General features: G+C 62.0%; 2 protein-coding genes. One reads left to right on the top strand and one right to left on the bottom strand.

Features of this window, described 5'->3' with window-relative positions; genetic code table 11:
• A partial coding sequence (locus tag ACFC0D_RS38540; RefSeq protein WP_376446772.1) for an isocitrate/isopropylmalate family dehydrogenase occupies positions 1-671 on the bottom strand: 671 nt, incomplete at its 3' end.
• A gap of 103 nt (positions 672-774) precedes the next feature.
• On the opposite strand from ACFC0D_RS38540, the gene ACFC0D_RS38535 reads away from it, so the two are divergent.
• A partial coding sequence (locus tag ACFC0D_RS38535) for a LysR substrate-binding domain-containing protein (protein ID WP_376446770.1) occupies positions 775-1,451 on the top strand: 677 nt, incomplete at its 3' end.

The raw sequence follows: 1,451 nt of genomic DNA, 5'->3' as shown, positions 1-1,451 counted from the left end.
TCTATGTGCTGCTTGTCCCAGGCGATGTCCGGATACCGGCGCGCCATCTCCGCCACGCGCTCATCCCAGTACGGCATGCTGATGGCCATGCCGTTGGACTTGGTGGCTGCGGTCAGGCGCTTGCGCGGGCGCTGTTGCGCCAGCTCAAAGGCGTACTTGAGGATGCGGTCCACGCCCTGACGGGTGAAGACCGATTCCTGGATCACCATCTCGCGTTCAGTGCCTTCGAACATCCGTCCGCCGAGCGAGGAGTATTCCCCTTCGGTATTTTCGCGCACCACGTAGAAATCGATATCGCCCGGCTGTTTGTTCGCGAGCGGGCAGGGCACGCCGGGAAACAGCCGTACTGGGCGCAGGTTGACGTACTGCTCGAAGTCGCGGCGGAATTTCAACAGCGACCCCCACAGCGAAATGTGATCGGGCACCGTATCCGGCCAGCCGACGGCGCCGAAGTAGATGGCATCGAAGCCCTTGAGCTGCTCAAACCAATCGTCCGGCATCATCTGGCCGTGGTGCTGGTAGTAGTCGCAGCTGGCCCACTCGAAAGTGTCGAATTCCAGCGACAGATCCCAGCGCGCCGCCGCCGCTTGCAACACTCGTATGCCTTCCGGCAACACTTCCCGCCCGATACCGTCCCCGGGGATGGCGGCAATTTTATAGGTTTTGCTCATACAGAGGTCTCATTTGTAGGTAGGGGAGATTGACAACACTCTTATCCTATAATTGACTAACTGTTAATCAACCCTGAAAACGGTGAAACATAAAACACGAATCATGAACAATATGCCGATCCTGAGTGACCTGCGGGTGTTCGTGCTGGTGGCGCGCCGCGCCGGGTTTGCCGCCGCCGCCGAAGAGCTGGGCGTGTCGCCGGCCTTTATCAGCAAACGCATTGCGTTGCTGGAAAAAGCGCTGGACGTGTCGTTGCTGCACCGCACCACGCGGCGAGTGGCGATCACCGAAGACGGCGAACGCATCTACGAATGGGCGCAGCGCATTCTCAACGACGTCGATCAGATGATGGACGAGCTGTCCGAGGTGCGTCAGGCGCCGCAGGGCATGCTGCGCGTGGTCAGCAGCTTCGGCTTCGGCCGGCGTTTCGTGGCGCCGGCGCTGTCGGCGCTGGCGCGGCAGTACCCGCAGCTGGAGCTGCGGCTCGACGTGTCCGATAGGCTGGTGGATCTGGTCAGCGAAGGGTTCGATCTGGATATCCGCATCGGCGACGATATCGCCCCCAATTTGATTGCGCGCAAGCTGGCGGACAATCAGCGCATCTTGTGCGCTTCGCCGGCGTACCTGCAGCGCCACGGCGTGCCGAAAAACCCGGCGGAGCTGGCGGGCCGCACCTGTTTGGTGATCAAGGAACGCGATCACCCGTTCGGGCTGTGGCGGCTGCAGGGGCCGGGCGGCGAAGAGACGGTGAAGGTGACGGGGGCGCTGGCGTCGAACCC

It is taken from the genome of Streptomyces sp. NPDC056222 (genome assembly GCF_042264065.1).
In the GTDB taxonomy this organism is placed as follows: Bacteria; Actinomycetota; Actinomycetes; order Streptomycetales; family Streptomycetaceae; genus Streptomyces.
The sequence above is the reverse complement of the archived record's forward strand: the minus strand, read 5'-3'. Positions and strand labels throughout refer to the sequence as shown.